The sequence below is a fragment of the Rummeliibacillus sp. NPDC094406 genome (assembly GCF_044763875.1).
In the GTDB taxonomy this organism is placed as follows: domain Bacteria; phylum Bacillota; class Bacilli; order Bacillales_A; family Planococcaceae; genus Rummeliibacillus.
In genome coordinates this window covers 466112-485592 of the sequence record NZ_JBIWGZ010000002.1, presented here as the reverse complement: position 1 = coordinate 485592, position 19481 = coordinate 466112, and the positions used below count along the sequence as shown (strand labels likewise).

17 protein-coding genes are annotated in these 19481 nt (G+C 33.0%); 14 read left to right on the top strand and 3 right to left on the bottom strand.

Features of this window, described 5'->3' with window-relative positions; translation table 11 throughout:
- The first annotated feature begins 202 nt into the window (after window positions 1-202).
- Both ACIQ4I_RS07180 and ACIQ4I_RS07175 read left to right on the top strand, forming a co-directional pair.
- On the top strand, window positions 203-982 hold the full coding sequence (locus ACIQ4I_RS07180) for a TerC family protein (RefSeq protein ID WP_403094498.1): 780 nt from the start codon (window positions 203-205) through the stop codon (window positions 980-982).
- A gap of 188 nt (window positions 983-1170) precedes the next feature.
- The gene (locus ACIQ4I_RS07175; RefSeq protein WP_403094496.1) at window positions 1171-2520 is read left to right on the top strand and encodes a TrkH family potassium uptake protein; all 1350 of its coding nucleotides are present in this window, start codon (window positions 1171-1173) and stop codon (window positions 2518-2520) included.
- 131 nt (window positions 2521-2651) lie between these two features.
- On the opposite strand, the gene ACIQ4I_RS07170 is transcribed toward ACIQ4I_RS07175, so the two are convergent.
- Complete coding sequence (locus tag ACIQ4I_RS07170; RefSeq protein ID WP_403094493.1) at window positions 2652-4400, bottom strand: B12-binding domain-containing radical SAM protein; 1749 nt, start codon at window positions 4398-4400, stop codon at window positions 2652-2654.
- A gap of 253 nt (window positions 4401-4653) precedes the next feature.
- Between ACIQ4I_RS07170 and ACIQ4I_RS07165 the strand changes: the two genes are divergently transcribed.
- Both ACIQ4I_RS07165 and ACIQ4I_RS07160 read left to right on the top strand, forming a co-directional pair.
- A complete protein-coding gene (locus ACIQ4I_RS07165; protein WP_403094491.1) occupies window positions 4654-6129 on the top strand; it encodes an ATP-binding protein in 1476 nt (491 codons plus the stop codon).
- A gap of 81 nt (window positions 6130-6210) precedes the next feature.
- A complete protein-coding gene (locus tag ACIQ4I_RS07160; protein WP_403094488.1) occupies window positions 6211-6657 on the top strand; it encodes a MarR family winged helix-turn-helix transcriptional regulator in 447 nt (148 codons plus the stop codon).
- 465 nt (window positions 6658-7122) lie between these two features.
- On the opposite strand, the gene ACIQ4I_RS07155 is transcribed toward ACIQ4I_RS07160, so the two are convergent.
- Complete coding sequence (locus ACIQ4I_RS07155; protein WP_403094486.1) at window positions 7123-7314, bottom strand: YkvS family protein; 192 nt, start codon at window positions 7312-7314, stop codon at window positions 7123-7125.
- Between the two features lie 124 nt (window positions 7315-7438).
- Between ACIQ4I_RS07155 and ACIQ4I_RS07150 the strand changes: the two genes are divergently transcribed.
- From ACIQ4I_RS07150 to ACIQ4I_RS07130, 5 genes are all read left to right on the top strand, one after another.
- Window positions 7439-7627 carry a hypothetical protein gene (locus tag ACIQ4I_RS07150; RefSeq protein ID WP_403094484.1) on the top strand — a complete coding sequence of 63 codons (189 nt, stop codon included), beginning with the start codon at window positions 7439-7441 and terminating at the stop codon, window positions 7625-7627.
- 91 nt (window positions 7628-7718) lie between these two features.
- Window positions 7719-7913, top strand: a complete 195-nt coding sequence (locus ACIQ4I_RS07145) for a Spo0E family sporulation regulatory protein-aspartic acid phosphatase (RefSeq protein WP_403094482.1) — start codon at window positions 7719-7721, stop codon at window positions 7911-7913.
- Between the two features lie 252 nt (window positions 7914-8165).
- The gene (locus tag ACIQ4I_RS07140; RefSeq protein ID WP_403094479.1) at window positions 8166-9038 is read left to right on the top strand and encodes an NAD(P)-dependent oxidoreductase; all 873 of its coding nucleotides are present in this window, start codon (window positions 8166-8168) and stop codon (window positions 9036-9038) included.
- A 139-nt stretch (window positions 9039-9177) separates the two neighbouring features.
- Complete coding sequence (locus ACIQ4I_RS07135) at window positions 9178-10491, top strand: MFS transporter (RefSeq protein WP_403094477.1); 1314 nt, start codon at window positions 9178-9180, stop codon at window positions 10489-10491.
- A gap of 69 nt (window positions 10492-10560) precedes the next feature.
- A complete protein-coding gene (locus ACIQ4I_RS07130) occupies window positions 10561-11466 on the top strand; it encodes a chemotaxis protein (RefSeq protein WP_403094474.1) in 906 nt (301 codons plus the stop codon).
- Between the two features lie 201 nt (window positions 11467-11667).
- On the opposite strand, the gene ACIQ4I_RS07125 is transcribed toward ACIQ4I_RS07130, so the two are convergent.
- The gene (locus ACIQ4I_RS07125; protein WP_403094471.1) at window positions 11668-12138 is read right to left on the bottom strand and encodes a YkyB family protein; all 471 of its coding nucleotides are present in this window, start codon (window positions 12136-12138) and stop codon (window positions 11668-11670) included.
- A gap of 145 nt (window positions 12139-12283) precedes the next feature.
- On the opposite strand from ACIQ4I_RS07125, the gene ACIQ4I_RS07120 reads away from it, so the two are divergent.
- The 5 genes from ACIQ4I_RS07120 to cbpB all read left to right on the top strand — a co-directional run bounded on the left by ACIQ4I_RS07120 (window position 12284) and on the right by cbpB (window position 19370).
- Window positions 12284-13822, top strand: coding sequence for a Ppx/GppA phosphatase family protein (locus tag ACIQ4I_RS07120; protein ID WP_403094468.1), 1539 nt, complete (start codon window positions 12284-12286; stop codon window positions 13820-13822).
- A gap of 3 nt (window positions 13823-13825) precedes the next feature.
- Entirely contained in the window at window positions 13826-15937 is a 2112-nt protein-coding gene (locus tag ACIQ4I_RS07115; RefSeq protein ID WP_403094466.1) for an RNA degradosome polyphosphate kinase, read from the top strand.
- A gap of 239 nt (window positions 15938-16176) precedes the next feature.
- Window positions 16177-18177, top strand: coding sequence for an EAL domain-containing protein (locus ACIQ4I_RS07110; RefSeq protein ID WP_403094463.1), 2001 nt, complete (start codon window positions 16177-16179; stop codon window positions 18175-18177).
- A gap of 362 nt (window positions 18178-18539) precedes the next feature.
- Window positions 18540-18776: a short-chain dehydrogenase gene (locus ACIQ4I_RS07105; RefSeq protein WP_403094460.1), complete on the top strand. Its 237-nt coding sequence runs from the start codon at window positions 18540-18542 to the stop codon at window positions 18774-18776.
- 150 nt (window positions 18777-18926) lie between these two features.
- Window positions 18927-19370, top strand: a complete 444-nt coding sequence (gene cbpB / locus ACIQ4I_RS07100) for a cyclic-di-AMP-binding protein CbpB (protein ID WP_403094458.1) — start codon at window positions 18927-18929, stop codon at window positions 19368-19370.
- Window positions 19371-19481 lie beyond the last annotated feature (111 nt).

The window sequence follows — 19481 nt, the reverse complement described above, 5'->3', positions numbered from 1 at the left end:
TAGGCTTATACAAAAACTAAATAACTTTTGACATTATTGTCAAAGGGGAGTAGCTATTGGGAAACCTACCTTATACTCGTCATTACATGACTTAACTGTCATCGGGTATGAGAGCAAAATTTACTTTTACAAATTGCTAAGCGAGACCTTTGCCTTTTTAGGCAGGGGTCTTTTATTTTTTGTGTAAAAAGGAGGAAATTGGATGGATACGATATTATTGGAATATGGATGGGTATTATTAGTACTGATTGTGTTGGAAGGATTATTAGCAGCAGATAATGCTGTTGTAATGGCTGTCATGGTCAAACATTTGCCACCAGTACAACAGAAAAAAGCATTGTTTTATGGATTAATAGGTGCATTTGTATTACGTTTTGCTGCACTGTTCTTAATTACATTTTTGGTTAACTGGTGGTGGGTACAGGCAATTGGCGCTGCGTATCTTCTGTTCATTTGTTGTAAACATATTTATGATATGCGAAAACATAAAAGCGGTGAGGAGGAGCAGCAGAAAGAGAAAAAAGCATCTGGATTTTGGGCTACCGTTGTAAAAGTAGAATTGGCCGATTTAGCTTTTGCTATTGATTCGATGTTAGCAGCAGTTGCACTCGCTGTAACTTTACCTGAATTGGGTAGCTTCCATATTGGTGGTATTAATGGCGGCCAATTTGCAGTGATGTTCTTAGGTGGTATTATCGGTTTAATCATTATGCGATTTGCAGCGCAATGGTTTGTGCGCATATTACAACTATACCCATCCCTTGAAACAGCTGCATTCTTAATTGTTGGATGGGTTGGTGTAAAACTAACTGTGATGACATTAGCACATCCTAAAGTTGGAATATTAGATGAACATTTCCCTCACTCCGTATTATGGAAAAGTATTTTCTGGAGCGTTCTCATCTTATTAGCTCTGGGTGGTTATATCACAGGTGTACGAAATAAAAAGAAGTTAGTAGCGAATCAAACCAAACATATATAAGAATTTGAAATCCTATTCGCAGGAATTTTCGAATAGGATTTTTTTTTGATCAATTTGGGGAATGGTTATTTTATATAGTGTTTATATAATGAAATTTATAAGTTGAATATTATAAGGCTCTTTCTTTTTTGTCTTATTTTGCATACAATTGATTGTATCATGGTTTCAAGAGTGAAAGGATCGATATTATGGGAACAGCTAAAGAATTAAATAAGCGTTCAACGCCATTCCAAGCGATCGTTTCATATTACTTTGTTGCTATAGCTATTTCATTTATTCTTTTAAGATTACCAGGTGTGCATCAAGATGGTGTACATGTATCCTTATTAGATAGTTTGTTTACAGCTGTAAGTACAGTAAGTGTTACGGGATTATCAGTTGTCAATATTTCAGAGACGTATACTACCTTTGGAATTGTGATGCTGACTTTAATTATGCAGCTTGGTGCGATCGGTATTATGTCATTAGGTACCTTCACATGGCTTTTGTTCGGGAAAAAAATTGGTTTACGTGAAAGACAATTAATTATGGTAGACCATAATCAATATAATCTATCAGGTGTAGTACATTTAATTAAAGAGATTCTTAAAATATTATTGGGGATTGAATTCATAGGGGCAACAATTTTAACTCTTTATTTTACACAGTATTATGACACATTTAAAGAGGCTCTTTATAACGGATTATTTGCTGCAATCTCTGCCACAACTAACTCAGGTTTTGATATAACAGGAAGTTCTTTGGAACCTTTTCATCATGATTATTTCGTACAATTGATTAATATGATCATGATGGTATTAGGAACTATTGGATTTCCAGTATTAATTGAAGTAAAAAGATTCCTTTCAAATACAGACCAGAATTTTAAGTTTTCTCTTTTCACGAAAATTACAACTTCAACTTACGCTATTCTATTTGTTGTCGGTTCATTAGGGATCTTAATATTAGAATCTTTCCATTCGTTTAAAGGAATGAGCTGGCATGAAGCATTGTTTACAGCGATGTTCCATTCTCTATCTGCAAGATCTTCAGGATTCGTAACAGTTGATATAACGAATTTCAATGAAGCGACAGACATCTTTCTAAGTGCACTAATGTTTATTGGGGCTTCGCCAAATTCTGTTGGAGGAGGTATTCGAACGACAACTTTTGCGGTTGCCATTCTTTTCTTGATCAATTTTGCAAGGAATAAAACAGAAATTCAAATCTTCCATCGTGAAATTCATATGATTGATGTATACCGTTCTTACGTAGTCATTATTGTATCGATTTTCATAGTATTTGTAGCAACAATGATTTTAACATTATCAGAACCAAATGCGACACTAATGCAAATTATTTTTGAAATTACATCTGCGTTCGGGACAGTTGGAATGTCGCTGGGTTTAACAGAACATTTATCAGCATTTGGTAAAGTCGTTATGATGGTTCTAATGTTCATAGGAAGGGTTGGAATAATTTCTTTCTTATATTCGATAGGCGGGAAATCTAAAAAAACAAATTATCATTACCCAAAAGAACGTGTAATAATTGGATAATCATATTAGGCTATAAAGCAAAGAGAAAAGGGATATCTATAAGCTGTTTAAGCTTATTAGAAATCCCTTTTTATTATTTGGTTAGAGAGATCTAACTCTCATTAATGGACAGTATAATCAAGCTGAGTACTTTATGCTAATTTTGTTTCATCAATTGTAGCAAAGTAAGGTGATCCGTCTTTGCGGAAGAAAGTGAATAAATAGCCTTTTTGTTTTTTTATTTCTCCATTTATATATGCATCATAGTTAATGCTAAATGGCGTTAGCAATGTATGCTTGTATAAATCTTTTTCTACAATATTCATACTTGCAAATTCTAAACCTACTATCTCAGGTTTTTCACGTAAAGCTTTGAAAATTGCTTTTGATGCATCTTCTTGTGTTCGATTTTGCCACCAAATTTTACGAGGTTGGAATTGTTGCGCTTTTAAATAGTCGAGCTGCATTAAATTGGTAACAATATCTATTGGAACATTGCCACGTTGCTCTAAGAATTCTAATAAGCGAGTAAATAAGTCCTCTAACTGATGACCGATACGAGACCAGCCTTGTTCATCCCAGTAGGTTCCGAATTCTTGGAAAAAGTCGAAAGCCGAGTCAAATACCTCTGTTACTAAAAACTCGATTGTGCTATTCATTCGATGATCATTCCAGTATTTTTCTAAAATATCCTCAGTCTGTTTAATGTGTAGGATATCGTCAAATGATAATAAGTTATTAGCAAAGATTTCATAAGGAGCCATATCGATATATTGGTAGCCAAATTGTTTTGCTTGTAATCGAAGACCAGTACCACGTAATAATTTTAAAAATCCTAACTGTAATTCTTCAGGTCTCATCGCAAATACATCGTTAAAAGTTTTACGGAAGCTCATATAATCTTCTTCAGGTAATCCAGCAATTAAATCTAAATGTTGGTCAATTTTCCCGCCCTCTTTTACCATATTGACAGTACGAGAAAGTTTAGTGAAGTTTTGACGGCGTTTGACTAAATCATTTGTTAAATCATTTGTCGATTGGACACCAATTTCAAAGCGGAATAATCCTTTAGGTGCATTGTCATTTAAAAATTGAATAACTTCAGGTCTCATAATATCTGCTGTTATTTCAAACTGGAACACTACACCAGGTTTATGCTCGTCTATAAGAAATTGAAACATTTCCATCGCATAGCTTCTACTTATGTTAAATGTTCGATCGACAAATTTTACTGTGCGAACACCATGATCCATTAAATATCGAATATCGTTTTTGATTTTCTCACGATTAAAGTATCGAACGCCAACTTCAATAGAAGAAAGACAAAACTGGCAATTAAATGGACAACCTCGACTCGTTTCGATGTAAGCAATCCGTTTTGGAATATGTGGAATATCTTCTTCGAAACGGAATGGACTAGGTATTTCACGTAAATCAATTTTAGATGCAGCAGGATGAATAATGACTTTACCTTCTTTTAAATAACCGATACCAGGTACATCATCTAGTGGAATCTGGCCGTCTAAATGAAGAAGCAATTGTTTGAATGATAATTCGCCTTCTCCCATAATAATATAATCGACTTCTTTAATACGATGTAACCAATCATGAACATCATAGGAAACCTCTGGACCACCTAAAATAATTTTAGTATTTGGACTCACTTTTTTTATCATTCGAATAACGCGAATAGTTTCTTCGATATTCCATATATAACAACTAAAACCGATAATATCTGGTTTTTTTTGATAAAGATCTGACACGATGTTAAACGATGGATCCTTTATAGTATATTCAGCTAAGATAGGGTCGAATTCAGGTTTAGCGTATGATTTCAAATACCGAATAGCAATATTGGTATGAATATACTTAGCATTTAATGTAGCAAGAACGATATTCATGTAAAAGCTCCTCTAGTTAAAAAGTTATTGTGGAAATTAATTGAATATTTTACATAGACCTATTAGAATAAAAGGTAACAGAATAATTATAACGAAATTAATATAAGTACAAATACCTATTTTAAATAGTTGGAATTTATGGAATAATCTGAATATTACTATATACATTATCATTAAAAATATAAGAGAATTTGTCATAGTTTTTGGACAAGATTCATATAAGTATAAAAAAGAAGGGCTTGGTGAGTATCTAATGGCTAAGGAAATTTTTCAAGTTTTTGATTTTTCGTTTCAAGAATGTGAAGAACCAATCGTTATTGTGGATCATAGATACCATATTTTGTATGCAAATGAATTAGCTCAAAATCTATTACAAATTGAAGAAGATGTAAATATTAGTAGTTGGTTTAACAAAGAATCCTATAAAACTTGGAAAAGAATGATTGATAATACTAAAAGTCATTCGTATATAGCTGAAAAAATGACGATTGATACTTTATATTACAAGATTGAGGATATGAAAGTTACCAGCTATTATTCAGATGTATACGATTGGATTTTACTATGCTTTCATTATTCCGAAGCGCCTTCCAAAGTTGAAAAGCACTATGATATAGAAGCAAAATATCAAAGTGTATTTGATCAACCTGGAAATGGGTTCATATTAACTGATGCAGAAGGCAAAATTCTCGAAATGAACGAAATGGCGGAAAAGTTACTTAATATTTCTAGCAAAGGCTTTATTGGACAATATTCAACAATATTATTAACACTTTTCCCAAAAGATAAAAGTGAAATTCAAAGATTTTTTAATAAATTAGTTGAAACAGGAAATGGAGAAGTAACAATACAAGTTCCAACTAAAGACGGCATTCGTTACGTACAATTAATGTGCAACTATGATAGTTTAGCTGATATTCACTTAACCACAATACGTGATGAAACAGAAAAGACTATGTTAATTAAGCAAATTGAACACCAACAAACTCTTCAAATGATTGGTGAAATGGCAGCAAGTATCGCTCATGAGATTAAGAATCCTATGACTTCTCTCAAAGGTTTTACAGATTTGATGAAAATGACTGCAACTGACGAGAATAAACGCTATTTATCAGTTATTGATAGTGAAATACAGAGAATTGAAAGCATTGTCAATGAATTTTTAAATCTTTCAAAACCTGGTGAATACGAAATGAAAGTTTTTTCAATTGGAGAACTTGTTGATCAAACAATTGAGTTAATGCAACCTCGAGCACTAATTCAAAACATTCAAATAGTATACGAAAAGAATATATATCAAGACGATTTTATTTTAGGGAATAAAAATAAAATGAAACAAGTATTAATCAATTTATTAAAAAACGCGATTGAAGTAATGCCTGCAGGTGGTAATATTACAATTCAACAGTATGTAGATTACTATGATACAGTAACTTTAACAATCAAAGATGATGGGACAGGTATGTCAGAGCAACAATTGCAAAATATTTTCCTTCCATTTTATACAACAAAGGCAGAGGGTACAGGATTAGGCCTACCATTTGTAGTAAAAACAATTGAAGAACATAGTGGGAAAATTTTTGCAACAAGTAAAGAAGGGGAAGGAACTACTTTCGAACTTGTGTTTCCTCAAGTTATAAAAAGTCAAAATGATCGCGTGGCAGAAAATGATAGGGCCATCAATTTCCCTAAGTTACAGATGAAACGTAATTTCTATTATCCGGTTTAAGAAAAGCATGTTTTGACAAAACTTCTACCGTATCGCTATAATAGTTTTAAATCAAGATAATCGAAATAGAGGATGAATATTATGGCATCAGAAGAAGTGAACCAATCGTTAAAATTGTTTATCGTACTTTCTAGAGCAAATAAAGCGATTAATGAGTGCACGAATCAGTTCTTCCAAGAAAATGGTTTAAACCCAACAGAATTCGCAGTATTAGAATTACTTTATCATAAAGGGCGTCAACCCTTGCAAAAGATTGGAAATAAAATTTTATTGGCAAGTGGCTCCATTACGTATGTAATTGATAAGCTTGAAAAACGTGGTTATTTATCACGTATTTCTTGTCCATCAGATCGCCGAATCACGTATGCGGAAATTACAGATGATGGAAAGGCGTTTATGGACGAGCTTTTCCCAAGACATGAACAACAATTGCATGAGTTAACAAACGTTCTATCTTCAGAAGAAAAGGAACAAGCTATAGTGTTGCTAAAAAAGTTAGGACTTTCAATTAAAGATTTATCGTATTAATCTTTAAAACAAAAACGAGTGATGATTGGTTCATTACTCGTTTTTTTATTGAGTCCAGAAGATAAGATAGATAATAATACTGAATTTTCGTTTAGACCTGAATATCACAAAATCTTTCAAATAGAAAACATCTCTTGAAATTGCGAGCGAGAAAGCGTTGTGACTTGGGGATGTAACGTTAAAGCAGAATAGATATAAAAAATGCAGGTTACAGGATTAATAAATGGTAATAATAGGATGGAAGTGCTACCATGACATTGTGAATCATAATAATAAATAGAATACTTTCAACCAATGTATTGAACAATAAATTTGAATCCTTCCGTTATTAATTCTTCTATAAAAAAATGCCACCCAACAAAATTTGAAGGATGGCCATTAATGCTTTGATGATCTGAAATAATTGTAACTGTTAGAAAGTAATTGTAAGCATGGTATGTAAAAATTTATGAAGATTTTTCTTCGCTATTTTTCAGCAACATTTGCTAAAATTTTGTAGCGCTTATGGTTTACAACTGTTCTTTCTTCCACATCTAATTGATTGAAGTTTTCCATGTAAGTGAGATTTACGATTACAGAGTTTTCGTTTATTTTTTCGACAATACCTTTAAGACCATCACCAAACTCAATAATATTTCCAATTTCAGCTATTTTCATGAAAATCAGTCCCTTCATCTACTAATACTTTACAGTTTGCCTTAAAATTGTTCACACGTAAAGTAATATCTGTAGAGAATTATATTTTATTTTTTTTACAACATACGAAAAGGAAGTTATTAATATGAATGATTATAAAAATAAACTAGAAGAGTTAAAGAATGGAACAATAAAAGAGATAAAAGTTGAAAAAAATGAATTTTATTCATTAAGAGAAGCATTGGTTGAAAGAGAAGATTTTAAGCATTTTCAAGGAATTGCACAACAAGGTGGTAATATAGTCTATGTTTACTTGGAAGAAGCTAGAAGTTGAATTGTCGAATAATGTCGGAACTTTCATTTCCGAAAATGTGGGAATAATAGTATAATAATGAACATGAATTTTGCTGAAAGGAGGATGGTGTATGTCTGAATCCATCTTGAAAAAGTTGGAAAAAACAAGAGAGAAAATGATTCGCTCTGGGATTGAGAATGGTTTTTCAAATGTTGAAACCATCCGCTTAAGTAAAAAGTTAGATCAATTATTAAATACCTATCAATTACAAAATGGTAATGAGATGAATGAGTATTCTATAAACATTGATTTAATAAAGCATTAAACCGTTCTCCGAGTGAAATGAAAAAAAATCATCTTTTTTTCGGAATTTAGGTTTAAATATTTTAATGGGTGGAATAGTAATAAAGAACACAGCAACAATCTCATTTCCCCCTTTCTTAGCAGATACTTTAGGTATCTGCTCTTTTTATTTTAGGTCTGTTAAGCTTACGTTCGATTCCTTATGAACCCGAGAATTAAAAATCCCCTAAAAGTCTGGTACAATATGGTTAACACATTAGCAGGGGGAACAATCATGACAAATAAAGGGTCAATTGGATTTATTGGTACTGGTGTAATGGGCGTAAGTATCGTTAAGCATTTATTAAAAGATGGACAAGAAGTACATATCTATTCTCGTACGAAAGCTAAGGCAGAGCCGTTAATCGAATTAGGGGCCAAATGGTATGGCACTGCTGGAGAAGCAGCACAAAAATCAGATATCATTTTTACGATGGTAGGCTTTCCACAGGATGTAGAAGAAGTGTATTTTGCTGATCACGGTATATTTGCAAATAGTAAAGCAGGGACAATTGTTGTTGATATGACGACTTCACAACCCACTTTAGCGAAAAAAATCGCAGAACATGCTAAATCAGTACACATGGAAGCTTTAGATGCTCCAGTTTCTGGAGGAGATGTGGGAGCTCAAAATGGAACGCTATCCATTATGGTTGGAGGAGATAAAGCTGTATTTTACAAAGTATTACCTTTGTTTGAAGTCTTTGGAGAAAATATCGTTTATCAAGGTGATGCAGGAGCAGGACAACATACAAAAATGTGTAACCAAATTGCGATTGCAACGAATATGATAGGCGTTTGTGAGGCTATTGCATATGGCAAGAAAGCAGGTTTAGATATTAACACTGTATTAGAATCTATTTCGGCAGGTGCTGCAGGATCTTGGTCATTAAGCAATTTAGCGCCTCGTATGGTAAATGGTGATAAAGCTCCAGGATTTTATATAAAACACTTTATCAAAGATATGCGTATCGCTTTAGAAGAAGCAGAGCTCATGCATCTAGAATTGCCAGGACTAACACTTGCAAAACAAATGTATGATGAGTTGGCTGCTAAGGGATATGATGAAAACGGAACACAGGCATTAATTGATTTCTATACAAATTAAGAATATACAATCAAAAAATAAGTTGATCAAAAGTTTCTTTTGATCAACTTATTTTTTTGTAAGGGAATTGTAAATTTTTGATGAAACAAAGGAAATAATTCGTGTCGTATGGAATAATATTCTATTGGGGGTGGAGGCTATGGAGAAACAGTTTAGTAATAAGAAAGCACGTAGCTCAATTGCTTTATATTTATCTTTACCTATATTATCCTGGGCCTTTTATGATTTTGCAAACACGATTTTTTCATCGAATATTAATACCATTTTCTTTCCATTTTACATGGATGAAACATTAGGTACAGATGAAGTGAAACAGCAAGTTGCAAGTACCTTTATATCCTATGCAAATGCCATTGCGAGCTTTTTCTTAGTAATTTTTTCACCATTATTTGGAGTATGGATTGACCGTACAGGTTTTAAAAAGAAATTTATTGTATGGTTTGCCTTAATTTCAATTCTCTTTACTTTTTTAATGGGAGTTTTTAGTTCAATCGATTTTGGTATATCAAATGCAGGGATTCCTATTAGTTTATTTTATGTAGTCGTTAGTTTTGTGATTGCCAAATTCTTTTTCAATTCTAGTTTAGTATTTTATGATGCAATGATGCCAGATTTAGGAACAAAAGAAGAAATGCCGCTAATTTCAGGATTTGGTGTTGCAATCGGTTATTTAGGAACACTATTTGGATTGTTAGTTTATCTATACGTTGGTAATTCGGATTTTCATAAGGCTTTTATTCCGACAGCGGTATTATATTTGCTTTTTTCATTGCCAATATTCTTAATCAATAAAGATCAACCAATTCCTAAAAGTGAGCGTAATCGGACAGCTTTTTTAGATGGCTATAGAGAAATTATTACAACGTTTAAAGATATGAAACAGTATAAAGCGATCTTCACCTTTATGATTGCTTATTTCTTTATAAATGATGCCATCGCAACGACGATTGCCATGATGGCAGTTTATGCAACAGCTATTGTAGGATTTACATCTAATGAGTTTATCTTACTATATTTAGTTTCGACCATTTCAACGATTATTGGCTCTATAGCATTTGGGTATATTACGAAGAAAATAGGTGCAAAATCTGCAGTAACTTGTGTGTCGATATTAATGATTGTGGCATTAATATTTGCTGTATTTGCTTTAAATCCTTGGATGTTTTGGATCGCAGGCAGCATGTTTGGTATTTCGCTTGGCTCCATGTGGGTTACATCACGAACTCTGATTATCGAATTATCACCTAAGGAGAAACAAGGCCAATTCTTTGGATTATTTGCTTTCTCAGGGAAAGTTTCATCTATAATCGGTCCAGTTATCTACGGAACTGTAACTTTATTACTGAGGGACTATGGTACTATCGCGAGCCGAATTGCGCTATCTACATTAATCATAATGACAATTATCGGGTTGCTTATCCATTTAAGAGTTCGGACGAATGTCACGAATTGATATGGGAGTAATTGTGCATATATGGTACAATTGAAGCAATAAGAAGTAGTGTTCAAGGAGGAAGCCCGCATGAATGAAAACAAAGGTATTTTACTAGAAAGCGGCACAAATGAGCTGGAAATTGTCGAATTTGAAGTAGGCTCTAATAAATTTGGTATAAATGTTATTAAAGTAAAAGAGATTATTCAACCGATTCCGGTAACATTTATCCCACATGCTCACCCCCATGTTGAAGGTATTATTCAATTACGTGGTGAAGTATTGCCTGTCGTAGATATGAAAAAAGTATTAGGCTTGATGAATACCCCATATAGCGAACAGCAAAAATATATTGTTGCTGAATTTAATCGACAACGTGTTGTTTTTCATGTTGACAATGTAACGCAGATACATCGTATATCATGGGATCAAATTGAAAAGCCATCAGAAATGTATCAAGGTGGTAATTCACAAGTAATTGGTGTCATAAAACGAAATGGCATCATGCTATTATTGTTAGATTTTGAAAAGATTATGGTAGACATTAACCCTGACTCAGGTATTAATGTAGCTTCTGTAAAAAAATTAGGAAACCGCGAACGTTCAGAAAAGAAAATTATCATTGCAGAGGATTCTCCATTATTACGCAAATTGTTGCATGATACTATGCTTGAAGCTGGTTATGCAAATGTTGAGTTCTTTGAAAATGGAAAAGATGCTTTAGATTATCTATTAGGTATCGTGGAAAAAACAGATGATATTACTAAATATGTTCAATTGATGGTAACCGATATTGAAATGCCACAAATGGATGGTCACCATTTAACAAAGCAGGTCAAATCACATCCAATATTAAAAAAATTGCCAATCATCATTTTCTCTAGCTTAATAACCGATGATTTGCGACACAAAGGCGAAGAAGTAGGAGCAGAAGATCAAATTAGTAAACCAGAAATTGCCGAATTGATTTTAAAAGTGGATGAATACGTATTATAAGAAATAGAAATGGTCTACCTTAAAAGTATGGTAATTCACTTTTAAGATAGACCTATGTACTAATAAAGATACTATAAAAGTCATTTGGTTCTTCGGTTTCTGGTCATAGAAAAAAACGATCTTGTATTGCTTTTCGGGCTTCGTTGAAAAGGATTTGTCCAAAAGGAGCTTGAGGACAAATCCTTTTCTGCGTAATTTGAATTAATGGCCATAAAAATAACTGCTTTTTTTATAATAATCATGTTTCTTTTTTTCATCGTGAATTTTCTTTGGTGTCAATTTATTCTTTTTAGGTAGCTTTTTAGTACATTTTAAATCTAAGAAATCATTCAATATACTCTTAGCTACATTGAGTCCCATTTTCCTACGTGGATTACGATATGTTTCATCAAGATGTCCTAGGTGAGGCAATTGATTAAAATCTTCTTTTTTGGGTAAAGTGTGAAAATAATAATCAGCACATTGAATGACCACTGCGGATTGTTGTTGACTATAGCGTGGGTTTTTGACAAAATGCAGACCTAACTTTTTAGCGCGACCTGAACAAATCAATTTCTCTAGAGCTAGGCGTTTTAATGTGTAGAGTGGTCGATTATCGAGGGCAGTTTTTGCATGCTTGTTAACCGTATAAATGGCTGTAGCTATTTCTCCATCTTTATGGTAATTACTCATAAAAAACCTACCTTTCATAGAATCTAAATTGCAATAAACATGATGTGAGGGAAAATTCTGACCATTCAATCTATAATATACTATGATACCAATATTATAATTCATTGTATATAGCGAGTGTTGAAAAGAAGAGGATGTGACATTAGTGAGAAATTTTAAAACAGCAATCATTGATATTGGATCTAATACTATTAGACTGGTGCTGTACAAATACGATTTAAAACGTGGGATGAAAGAAATTGAAAATATTAAAGTTGTCGCTCGATTAAGGAATTATATTCTACCTAATGGGAAATTATCAGACCCGGGAATTTTGAAGTTGCAAAATATTCTGGCCACTTTTCTAGAGATGCTACATGACTATGGTATAAATGATGTACTAGCAACTGCAACTGCAGCTATTCGTCAGGCAGCTAATGGTCAGGAAATTTTAGAGAAAATGAAAAAAGAGATAGGTATTGAAATTAAATTATTATCTGAAGAACAAGAGGCATTCTATGGCTATTTCGCAGTTGTCCATACAATAGCAACACCATCGGCTGTGACAATTGATATGGGTGGAGGGAGTACTGAAATCACATATTTTAACAATAAAGATTTAGTTGAATCATACAGTTTCCCATTCGGTTCTGTATCACTAAAGCAGCAATTTATGAAAAGTGATACGTTAACAATTGAAGAAAGAAAACAGATTTATCAGTTTGCGAAAGAACAGTTTTTATCTTTAAGCTGGTTAGAAGGGCTTACATTACCTGTCATTGGTATTGGTGGAAGTGCACGTAATATGGCGAAAATGGATCAGCGTAAAAAAAATTATCCGATTTCAGGGATACATCAGTATAAAATGACGAAAGAAGATTTTGATATAATCCGTTTAGAAATTGCAGAATTAAGCTTTGAAGAATTAAAACAACTTGATGGCTTGTCCAGTGATAGAGCGGATATTATTGCGCCTGTACTAGAGGTTTTTCAAGCATTAATGGACGTTGTGCAAAGTCCAATTTTCCAATTTAGTCGAAAAGGTCTTAGGGAAGGGCTTGTTATAGAAAAAATATTAAAAGAGAATCCAACGACCTTTGATAAGTACCATGTTCTTGAATCTAACGTCGACTTTCTAGCGCAAGAATTTGGGAAATCTGAAGAACAAAATGAATATTTTGTGAGACTTTGTGAAGAAGTATATCGTGAGTTTTGCAAGCATGATGCATTACAATATACGGATGCTGATTTAGCAATGATGTTGCAAGCTGCGAAATTATTCTATCTAGGGGAATATATCGAAGCTGATGCTGCAAGCCAACATACATTCTATTTACTGTCAAATCGATCAATAGACGGTTTAGGTCATAAAGAGAGAGTGCGATTAGCATTATTGGCATCATATAAAAACAAAGATGACTTTAAAAGATATGTTGAGCCATTTGTTGAATGGTTCACAAAAGAAGAGTTAAAGCAAATACAGGGGATAGGTGCCTTACTAAAGTTTGCCTATGCACTTGATGCATCAAAGCGAAAAATAGTAGAAAATATTGAAATTGAACAAAAAGGACAAGGAATAATGGTCCATATTTACTCAAGGGGAAATGCATTAGCAGAAAAGTATAAAGTATACCGTCAGAAAAAGCATATAGACAGATTGTTTCCAGGGGATGTTACTTTACACTTCATAGAAAAGGAAGGCTAAAAGATGGAAGCTACAAAAATAAATCTAGAAGAAATTGCTAAACCACAGTACTACAATAATCGTGAACTCAGTTGGTTGGCATTTAATGAACGTGTTTTACAAGAGGCTGAAGATATCAGCAACCCATTAATAGAGCGTTTGAAGTTTTTAGCTATCTTTAGTTCAAATTTAGATGAATTCTTCATGGTAAGGGTTGCGGGTATTCAAGATCAAGTTAGAGCTGGTTTCCATAAGCCAGAAAATAAGTCAGGTTTGACGCCAAAGGAACAACTGGCTCATATTTTAGAACGTTCACAAGCACTTGTTGCCCGTCAAACAGAGGTTTTTAAAGATTTAGTACTTAAACAGTTGCCAAAAGAAAAGGTTTTCTTACAAAAAACAAATAGTCTCAATAAAGAACAAAATACGTTTTTAAATGAATATTTTGAAGAAATTATTTTTCCTGTATTAACGCCTGTTGCAGTGGATGCATACCGTCCTTTTCCAACACTACTTAGTAAAACAATGAATATCATAGTACATCTAGAACAAAAGAATGCAGAACCAGAATTCCGTGAAAAAATTGCGATAGTTCAAGTTCCTTCTGTATTGGATCGTTTTATTCGGATTCCATCTGCTAGTAATGAAATTCGAGGTGTTTTATTGGAAGATGTGATAAGTGCAAATATTGATAAATTATTTTGGGGCTATAAAGTGAAATCTGCACAATCATTTCGTTTGACACGTAATGCAGACTTAACGATTCATGAAGAGGGTGCCCGTGATCTTCTTGTTGAGATTGAAAAAGAGTTGAAAAAGCGTAAATGGGGTGCTGTTAGTCGTATTGAAGTTCGCTCAGGTGAGATGGATGAAGATGTATTGCAGTATCTATTAAAGGTGTTAGAAGATTGGGAAGCAGATGTTTATAGTTTGGATTGCCCATTAGATTTAACGTTCCTATTCTCATTTTGTAAGATGATTGTTGAAGGTAGAGAACATTTGGAATATGAAACTTTTATACCACAAGCACCACTAGATTTAGAATCAGATGAAGACTTATTTGAAAAAGCTTTAACGCAAGATTTGTTCTTCCATCATCCATATGAATCTTTTGCACCGATTGTTGATTTTGTAACAGAAGCATCGGAAGATCCAACTGTACTCGCGATTAAGCAGACTCTATATCGTGTAAGTGGCAATTCGCCTGTTATTCAGGCATTAAAGCAAGCTGCTGAAAATGGTAAACAAGTAACGGTTCTAGTTGAGTTAAAAGCACGATTTGATGAAGAAAACAATGTACATTGGGCAAAAGAGTTAGAACAAGCGGGATGTTTGGTTATCTACGGTATGCATAATTTAAAAACACATTCTAAAATTACGCTTGTTGTACGTAAACGCCAAGGTCGGATTGAGCGTTTCGTACATTTAGGTACAGGAAATTATAATGATGCTACAGCGAAAATTTATACAGATATGGGGATCATCACAACAAATAAAAAAATTGGAATTGATGCAACAAACTTTTTTAATTATTTAAGTGGATATACAGAAAAGCCTAATTTCCACCATTTAGTCGTATCACCATATGATATTCGAAGTGAGTTCATCAAACTAATCAATGAAGAAATTATTTGTCACAAAAAATACGGTAAAGGTCATATACGTGCAAAGATGAATTCTTTAACAGATAAAGAGTTAATCATGAAAATGTACGAAGCATCAATTGCGGGTGTTAAAATCGAATTGATCATCCGTGGTATATGCTGTTTACGTCCAGGGGTACCTGGAATTAGTGAGAATATTAAAGTAACAAGTATCGTTGGTCGTTTCTTAGAACATTCTCGAATTTATTGGTTCAATCATAATGGAGAAAATAGATTATATCTTTCTTCTGCTGATATGATGACACGTAATATGGTCAAACGTGTCGAAATCTTATTCCCGATTTTCGATACAGAAATTAAAAAGCGTGTTTTGAAAATTATGAAAACAGAATTACGTGATAATGTAAAGGCTCGTGTTCAAGGGACAGATGGTGTGTATCATTACAAAGGTAAGAAGGTATCTGAACAATGGATTAATAGTCAAGAGATCTTTTTAAAAGAATCATTTCGTATATTGACAGATGAAGAATAAAAAGCGGCAGACGCTAGTTCAGATATATCAGTCAAACATTCTCAACCCTAAGCGTCGTTCCTTTCTTCAAAGGGTTGAGGAATGCTTTCCTGAAGGAAGCTAGTATCAATCTGAATAAGGTATATTATTAGAAAGTTTTCAATTCGTGTTTTATTCAATTAATTCTTATTTTTTATATAAATTTTAAGCTAAATCTATTATGATAGTCATATAGTACATGTTTTCATTGGAGGTAATACATGAAGAGAACAACTTTAGACCTGATATCTTTGAAAAAAATTGCTAATTATTTTAGTGAATTTGAGCCTTCTGTCATTACTTTTATGATACTCCGAATAGGAGATCTATTTAATGTTTTTTTTGCAAATGAAAATTGCCAAAAAGAGTTTGGGTATTTCCATGAAGACACTCAATTAGCAGAGAGCTATTTGCCAAACGACATTTGGTTGGCGTTAAAACCTATGTTAATACAGCCTCATGATGAAATGAAGATAAATTTTGATAGTAATCACAAAATCAGTATATTGGTAGGGAAAGATGGACATGACACTTTCTATTTATGCACAATACATAAGAAGCACCAGGATTCATCATTTATTTCCTTGTTAGAACAAAATCTAGATTCTATTGTCACAATTGATGAAGATGGTACTATTTTAAACAGTAACCAAGCTGCGAAGGCAAAATTCGGCTACAAGGAATCATATATAACTGGCAAGTCTTTATATGAATTTGTATCGATATTTTCAAAAGATAAAATACAAAAACTAATTAAAGAGACTGTTTCATTGAAAAAGCCACTTGAATTAGCGGATTGTGGTATTAAAACGATTGAAGGGAAAACTGTAGTAATTTTTGCTAAGAGTATTCCCATTATAGAAAATCAAAATGTTATTAAAATTCTCCTTTTATTTCGTGATATAACACCATACAATGATAAGAATATAAGTGTTACTTATTTGTCTTACCATGATCAATTAACAGGTGCATGGAATAATAAGGCTCTCAATGAGCATTTTCCAGATGTAATCCAAGAGGCTAAGCGTCAAAAGCAAAAAGTAGCAGTACTTTCAATTGATTTGGATCGTTTTAAAAAAGTTAATGAAAATTATGGTTCTTCTGTAGGGGATATTATTTTAAGCGAAGCCACAAAGCGTATTTCATATATCATAAATGACAGTAGTTATCTTTATAAACTAAATGGTGATCATTTTATTTTTGTTGTGCAAAATACTACTAAGGAACAGATACAATCAATAGCTATACAAATTATAGACCTGTTAAAAGAACCAATTAATATTGGTGACTTAGAATTATCTATTTCGGCTTCAATCGGTATTGCATGCTTTCCGAATGATGGTGATTGTGTGGAAGAGCTGCTTCGAAAATCCAATCAGGCTCTTTTTTATGTAAAAGAGAGAGGTCGTTCAGGATATCGTTTCTATCAAAATGAAATGGAAGATCAATTTCGAAATACTGCACTTATGGAAGCACATTTACGTAGAGCTATAGAAAAAGAGGAACTAATCGTCTATTATCAGCCGCAAATTGATTTGGAGACAGAGAAAATTACGAGTTTTGAAGCTTTACTTAGATGGCAAAATCCTAAATTTGGATTTGTATCACCCGATAAGTTTATTCCAATAGCAGAAGATTCAGGATTGATTATAGAAATTGGAGATTGGGTATTAGAGCAAGCGTGTAAACAACTAGGAGAATGGAAAAAGCAAAATATTACAAATGTCAGAATAGCTGTTAATATTTCTCCAAAACAATTCCGAGAAGATAAATTAGCTTCAAAAATTCTCCAATATTTAAATAGATATGATGTAAAACCTGAAATGTTAGAGCTTGAAATTACTGAAAGCTCAATGACAGATGCTGAAGATACAATGATCATTTTGAAACAGCTAAAGAGCATGGGATTGATTATTTCAATCGATGATTTCGGCACAGGCTATTCTTCATTAAGCTATATTAAAAGATATCCTATCGATATTATTAAAATTGATCAATCATTTATTAGAGATATGGATACAGATGAAAAAGACCGCGCCATTGCAAAAACAATTATTCACCTCGCACATAGTCTCGGTTTAGATGTGATTGCTGAAGGTGTTGAAAAAGAGGAACATGTAGGTTTTTTAAAAGACCATCAATGTAAAAAAGCACAAGGATTTTTATTTAGTAAACCCTTACCATTATGCGAACTAATGAAAACAATTCCATTAATGAACTGAAGAAATGGGTTCTTTTAGAAGACGCTGGAACAGTTTCTGAATGGAAGTATGTTCATAATAATATTTTGTGTTTCAATTTTTAATCAATTGGGTTCAGCTAAAATTCTTTTTGCTCAGTATGAGCAAGAAGAATTTTCTGCGACGAAGCTAGCAAAGCGATGCAGGAGCAATCTTTACCTCCGGAAAGCAAAGCTGATTCCACTTCAAGTTATAGAGATTTGTATTATAAAAAAAGGATAAAATTGTTTTTCAGAGCCCTCACTCTTTTAAGGGCTCTTTTTTTATAGATAACACCATTCATTTTAAATGAATAAACGATATATAACCGTGTCATACTATAAAAAAAAGAAAGAGGGTTTTCTATGGGAGTATGGACTTGGCCTTTAATTTTTGTTGGATTACTGATCTGTGTGGTCTCGTTAATTTTTACAATGCGAGTTGCAAAGAATCAAGAGGTTCAAGAAGGAACACATGATGAATCCTATTCAGAAACAGTTGAAAATAATCCGAACATATTAAATCCGATTTTCTGGATGTATGGAATCGCTGGCCTTTTTATGGGGATTGTAATGATTTACTACATTTTATTTTATAGATAATAACTCTTTATGCATGGCAACTTTTGATGAAAATTGTGAAAATGAAAATGCTTTCAAGTGCAATAATGGAAATCTTTGAATAAAATATGGTAAGATGAAGTTGTAGTTTATTGTTCAATTTTGAACAAGTGAAGTGAAGGAGTAGAACCTATGATTTCTATGACTAGTAGAGATTTTCTTGAAATGCCGATTGCTGATTTAATCATATCTTCAGAAAAAGTTGCACATGTACAATTAGGAAATAATGCTGAGCATGCCTTACTTGTGCTTACAAAAACCGGTTATTCTTCTATTCCCGTACTCGATGCCGGGTATCGTCTCGAGGGTTTACTTAGTATGCGTATGATTACAGAATCTATATTAGGGCTCGACCATATTGAATACGAAAAATTAGACAACATAAAAGTAAACGATATTATGGAAACAAAAGTAGCTACGCTAAATATCAACGATAAATTCCAAAAAGCATTAGATTTAGTCATTAACCATGCATTTTTATGTGTAGTAGACGATGAGGAAAGATTTGTTGGTATTATGACGAGACGTGTAATCCTAAAACAGTTAAAAAAACATATCTATCAATTCAATGCGTAATATCATAGTTTGAAAGAAGGTCCAGATTTGATTTGGGCCTTTTTTATTTGGCGCTATAGAAATGGTTATTCAATAAAGCTAAATAAACTTACTAGAATGTAAGTATTGAAA

Excerpts from the sequence above, each read along its gene's own strand:
- ACIQ4I_RS07160 (WP_403094488.1), top strand. The coding sequence starts at position 6,211 with ATGGCATCAGAAGAAGTGAACCAATCGTTAAAATTGTTTATCGTACTT.
- ACIQ4I_RS07125 (WP_403094471.1), bottom strand. The coding sequence starts at position 12,138 with ATGAGTAATTACCATAAAGATGGAGAAATAGCTACAGCCATTTATACG.
- ACIQ4I_RS07165 (WP_403094491.1), top strand. The coding sequence starts at position 4,654 with ATGGCTAAGGAAATTTTTCAAGTTTTTGATTTTTCGTTTCAAGAATGT.
- ACIQ4I_RS07170 (WP_403094493.1), bottom strand. The coding sequence starts at position 4,400 with ATGAATATCGTTCTTGCTACATTAAATGCTAAGTATATTCATACCAAT.
- ACIQ4I_RS07115 (WP_403094466.1), top strand. The coding sequence starts at position 13,826 with ATGGAAGCTACAAAAATAAATCTAGAAGAAATTGCTAAACCACAGTAC.
- ACIQ4I_RS07105 (WP_403094460.1), top strand. The coding sequence starts at position 18,540 with ATGGGAGTATGGACTTGGCCTTTAATTTTTGTTGGATTACTGATCTGT.
- ACIQ4I_RS07155 (WP_403094486.1), bottom strand. The coding sequence starts at position 7,314 with ATGAAAATAGCTGAAATTGGAAATATTATTGAGTTTGGTGATGGTCTT.
- ACIQ4I_RS07135 (WP_403094477.1), top strand. The coding sequence starts at position 9,178 with ATGGAGAAACAGTTTAGTAATAAGAAAGCACGTAGCTCAATTGCTTTA.
- ACIQ4I_RS07145 (WP_403094482.1), top strand. The coding sequence starts at position 7,719 with ATGTCTGAATCCATCTTGAAAAAGTTGGAAAAAACAAGAGAGAAAATG.
- cbpB (WP_403094458.1), top strand. The coding sequence starts at position 18,927 with ATGATTTCTATGACTAGTAGAGATTTTCTTGAAATGCCGATTGCTGAT.
- ACIQ4I_RS07140 (WP_403094479.1), top strand. The coding sequence starts at position 8,166 with ATGACAAATAAAGGGTCAATTGGATTTATTGGTACTGGTGTAATGGGC.
- ACIQ4I_RS07130 (WP_403094474.1), top strand. The coding sequence starts at position 10,561 with ATGAATGAAAACAAAGGTATTTTACTAGAAAGCGGCACAAATGAGCTG.
- ACIQ4I_RS07175 (WP_403094496.1), top strand. The coding sequence starts at position 1,171 with ATGGGAACAGCTAAAGAATTAAATAAGCGTTCAACGCCATTCCAAGCG.
- ACIQ4I_RS07150 (WP_403094484.1), top strand. The coding sequence starts at position 7,439 with ATGAATGATTATAAAAATAAACTAGAAGAGTTAAAGAATGGAACAATA.
- ACIQ4I_RS07110 (WP_403094463.1), top strand. The coding sequence starts at position 16,177 with ATGAAGAGAACAACTTTAGACCTGATATCTTTGAAAAAAATTGCTAAT.
- ACIQ4I_RS07180 (WP_403094498.1), top strand. The coding sequence starts at position 203 with ATGGATACGATATTATTGGAATATGGATGGGTATTATTAGTACTGATT.